Below are 3937 nucleotides of genomic sequence, written 5' to 3'. Positions count from 1 at the left end.
GCCGGCACCTGACCGGACCGGCGCGCCGCGTCACCGCGCGGGGGTGACCACGTTGCGGCTGCCCGTCGGCGGTCAGGCCGCCCGGCACGCCCCGCCCACCAGCTCCGTGGGACGATGTGGCACAGGCGAGGGGCCCTGCGGGGGCGAGGCGAGGAGTGGCACCATCGGCATTCGTGTGCTGGTCGTGGACGATCAGGCGATCGTGCGCGCGGGCTTCGTGGCGATCCTGACGGCGGAGGCCGACATAACGGTGGTCGGCGAGGCCGCGGACGGCGACGCCGCGGTGTCGATGGCGGCCGAACTCGCCCCCGACCTGGTGCTGATGGACATCCGGATGCCCGGCATGGACGGGCTGACGGCCACCCGGCTGATCACGCGGCAGAGCGACCGCACCCGGGTCCTGGTGCTCACCACGTTCGACCTCGACGCCTACGTCTACGAAGCGTTGCGTGCCGGGGCCTCCGGTTTCCTGCTCAAGGACTCGGAGCCGGACGACCTGCTGTCCGCGATCCAGGTCGTCGCCTCCGGCGACGGTGTGCTCGCGCCCGCGGTCACGAGACGCCTGATAGCGGCTTTCGCCCAAGGGGCCCCCGTCCACACGGAGGTCGCCGGGGTCCTGGGCCGCCTCACCCATCGTGAGCGCGAGATCCTGATCCTGGTGGGCACGGGCCTGAGCAACGCGGAGATCGGGGCGCGTCTGGGGCTGGCCGTGGGCACGGTGAAGATGCACGTGAGCGCGGTGCTCAGCAAACTGGCTCTGCGGGACCGTGTGCAGGCGACCATCTTCGCCTACGAGAGCGGACTGATCCGCCCGTCGGGAACACCCACCGCCTGAGCGGCCCCGGTTGGGCCCCGGACGCCACCGGGGCCGGGTCGGGAGCGGGCCGCGGCCACGCCGCGAGGACGAACCGGTGCCGGGCGGGTTCGGCGGAACGCGCAGCAACCCCGCCCCGGCGCACCCGAGTTCGGGCGGTGGCGTCCCGCCCGCGAACCGCGGGGCGTACGGCCTTCGACCTCTCCGCCCCGGCGTGCAGGTGCCGTTCGCCAGGTGGCCCGTCGAAGCGGGTAGACCAGCGACATAGGTCGATCAGCCGATGTCCGCCGGTCGGTTCCCCAGCAGAATCTGCGGAGGCGGAGCACGGGACCGACCGCCGGACCGCACGCGGTCCGGCGGCAACCACAGGTCCCGCGGGCCGCTATGTCGAAACACGCACCGCAAAAGAGAAGGACCCATCGTGGCAACCAAGCGCTCAGCACACACCGTCTGGGAAGGCGACCTGCTCGACGGCAACGGCGTCGTCACCTTCGACTCCTCCGGCATGGGTGACCAGCCGGTGTCGTGGCCGTCGCGCGCCGAGCAGGCGAACGGAAGGACCAGCCCCGAAGAGCTGATCGCCGCGGCCCACTCCAGCTGCTTCTCCATGGCGCTGTCGCACGGCCTGGCTGAAGCGGGCACCCCGTCCACCAGGCTCGTCACCTCCGCCGACGTGACGTTCCAGCCCGGCGAGGGCGTCACCGGCATCCACCTGACCGTCGAGGGCACCGTTGCAGGCATCGACAACGACGCGTTCGTCGCCGCGGCGCAGGACGCCAAGGCCAACTGCCCGCTCAGCCAGGCACTTACGGGCACGTCGATCACTCTCTCGGCCAGACTCGCCTGACCAGCAGGGCGCCTGACCGCGTGACCGGCCGGGCGACTGCCGGGATGCCGCGCGCCGCGGGAGCGCGCGGCATCCCTCGCCGCGGGGGTCGCCAGGAGCGGGACAACCCTGCGGGAGCGTCCACGTGGGCCGGTGAACAGGACGGGCTCGCCCAGCCACCGGATGCTCCCCGTCCCGCCGCTCGACCGTGCGGTGCGTCAGCCGATGACCTGCGTCCCGATGCTGTTCAGCAAGGCGAACTGGTCGGCTGTCGCGCTACCGGACGGTGGGGAGCAGACGGCGATGCGCAGGTCGTTGCCGGGAACGGTGAGCGTGTCGCAGTCGACGGTGACCGGCCCGAGGTCGGGATGGTGCACGGTCTTGCTGTCGGTGGTGTGGAAACCGACCGTGTGGGAGTCCCACAGCTGCTCGAAGCGGCCGCTGGCGCCGCGCAGTTCGTTGATCAGCGCGGTGAGCCGGCCGTCCCCGGGGTAGCGGGCGGCGGAGGAGCGCAGGTCGGAGACGAGGGCGGTCTCGAAGCGGGCCTCCTGGTCGGGAGCATGGGTGACGCGGGTGGGCTGTCCGGTGAAGTGCCGCCAGGCGACGTTGCGGTCCCTGCCGCGCCAGGGGGAGGGGTCACCCATGAGCGCGGCCCAGAGGCGGTTCCACGAGACCAGGTTCCAGGTGGCGTCGTGGACGCTGAGCGGGTTGCCGTTCAGCTGGTCGAGGAGGCGCTGCACGCTGGGCGGCACGTGCGCGGAGACCTGTCCCGTGGTGGGCGGCGCCTGGCCGGCCAGCAGGTAGAGGTGGTCGCGTTCGGTCTCGTCCAGGCGCAGGGCGCGCGCGAGGGAGGCCAGGACCGGCGGGGAGGGCGAGGTGGCCCGCCCACGCTCCAGCCGGACGACGTAGTCGACGGAGAGATTGGCGAGCTGGGCCAGCTCCTCGCGGCGCAGTCCGGGCGCCCGGCGCACCCCGCCGAGGGGGAGGCCCACGTCTTCGGGGCTGGTGCGGTCGCGCCACTTGCGGAGGGCCCCGCCGAGGGCCACGGGATCGTCGTTCACCCCACCATTGTCCGCCGCTCCTCGGCGAACAGCCTGGTACTGGCCGACCCCCCGCTGGGGAGAGCTCTCCCTGTCCCGTCCGGCGGCGCGCAGGCTGAACGGCATGACAACAATCACCGTGATCACCGGAGCGAACAAGGGCCTCGGATTCGAGACGGCACGCCGCCTCGTCGAGGCCGGCCACACCGTCTACGCCGGCGCCCGCGACGCCCACCGCGGCGCCCAGGCCGCCAAGGCCCTCGGGGCCCGGCCGCTGCTGATCGACGTCACCGACGACGCGTCCGTCACCGCGGCCGCCGAGCAGGTGCACGCCGAGGAGGGCCTGGTGGACGTCCTGGTGAACAACGCCGGCACCAACGGCCCCGCCGCGCCGGCCGGCGAACTGACCGCCGACGACCTGCGACTCGTCTTCGACACCAACGTCTTCGGCGCGGTGCGCACCACCCGCGCCTTCCTGCCGCTGCTCCAGCAGTCGGCCCGGCCCGCGCTCGTGAACGTGTCCAGCGCGCTGGGCTCGTTGACGATCAACGCCGACCCGGCCGCCCACGTTGAGCTGCTCCCCGCGTGGGCGCCGCTGCTGGCCTACAACTCCTCCAAGGCCGCGCTGAACATGCTGACCGCCGTCTACGCGCAGTCGTTCCCGCAGGTCCGTTCGGTCTCCGTCGACCCGGGGTTCACCGCGACCGACCTCAACGGCCACCAGGGCACCCGGACCGTGGAGCAAGGCGCCGAGGCGATCGTCGTCGCCGCCACCGCGGAGCCCGGCACGCCGAGCCCCGCCTTCGTCGGCGACACCGGCCCCGTGCCCTGGTAGCGCCTCCGGCCCCCGGCAGTCGCAGACCGCCGGCCCCTCCGGTGGACTGGAGGGGCCGGCGGCGACGCCGACGCGTTCCCCGGGAGAGCCGCAACGGCCCTCCCGGGGAACACCGGCCGCGGGACCGCGCGGGGGTCAGCCGCGCTTCATGACGTAACCGACGTGGTGCAGTTCGTCACCGCGGAAGTACCCCACGGCCCAGAAGCCCAGATCGTCCAGGTAGTCGATCCGGTCGCCGTCGATCCAGTACCGGCCCTGGTAGGCGTGGGGCCGGCCGCCCCGGGTCTCGTCGTAGCGGCCGTCGGCGGTGAGCTCCTGGTGCAGGAAGTCGTCCTGGTCGATCCAGACGCCGACCCGCGGGCTGCCGGTCAGGTCCGGCGAGGCCGGGACGCCCGGTTCGGGGGCGGTGGCCCGCCCGGGGG

5 protein-coding genes are annotated in these 3937 nt (G+C 73.2%); 3 read left to right on the top strand and 2 right to left on the bottom strand.

The window, feature by feature from the left end; genetic code table 11:
* Positions 1–163 precede the first annotated feature (163 nt).
* Both ACYVE9_RS18215 and ACYVE9_RS18210 read left to right on the top strand, forming a co-directional pair.
* The gene (locus ACYVE9_RS18215) at positions 164–835 is read left to right on the top strand and encodes a response regulator (protein ID WP_461028943.1); all 672 of its coding nucleotides are present in this window, start codon (positions 164–166) and stop codon (positions 833–835) included.
* Between the two features lie 400 nt (positions 836–1235).
* On the top strand, positions 1236–1661 hold the full coding sequence (locus ACYVE9_RS18210; RefSeq protein WP_461028942.1) for an OsmC family protein: 426 nt from the start codon (positions 1236–1238) through the stop codon (positions 1659–1661).
* Between the two features lie 197 nt (positions 1662–1858).
* On the opposite strand, the gene ACYVE9_RS18205 is transcribed toward ACYVE9_RS18210, so the two are convergent.
* Positions 1859–2701, bottom strand: a complete 843-nt coding sequence (locus tag ACYVE9_RS18205; RefSeq protein ID WP_461028941.1) for a helix-turn-helix transcriptional regulator — start codon at positions 2699–2701, stop codon at positions 1859–1861.
* Between the two features lie 103 nt (positions 2702–2804).
* Between ACYVE9_RS18205 and ACYVE9_RS18200 the strand changes: the two genes are divergently transcribed.
* On the top strand, positions 2805–3515 hold the full coding sequence (locus tag ACYVE9_RS18200) for an SDR family NAD(P)-dependent oxidoreductase (protein ID WP_461028940.1): 711 nt from the start codon (positions 2805–2807) through the stop codon (positions 3513–3515).
* 135 nt (positions 3516–3650) lie between these two features.
* On the opposite strand, the gene ACYVE9_RS18195 is transcribed toward ACYVE9_RS18200, so the two are convergent.
* Positions 3651–3937 (bottom strand): Atu4866 domain-containing protein (locus ACYVE9_RS18195; RefSeq protein WP_461028939.1); only part of this gene is annotated, 287 nt, incomplete at its 5' end.

Source organism: Streptomyces sparsus (genome assembly GCF_054776295.1).
This window is presented reverse-complemented; position numbering and strand designations above follow the sequence as displayed.

Bases quoted from the DNA above. Each gene is read 5' to 3' on its own strand.
- ACYVE9_RS18200 (WP_461028940.1), top strand. From the start codon at position 2,805: ATGACAACAATCACCGTGATCACCGGAGCGAACAAGGGCCTCGGATTC.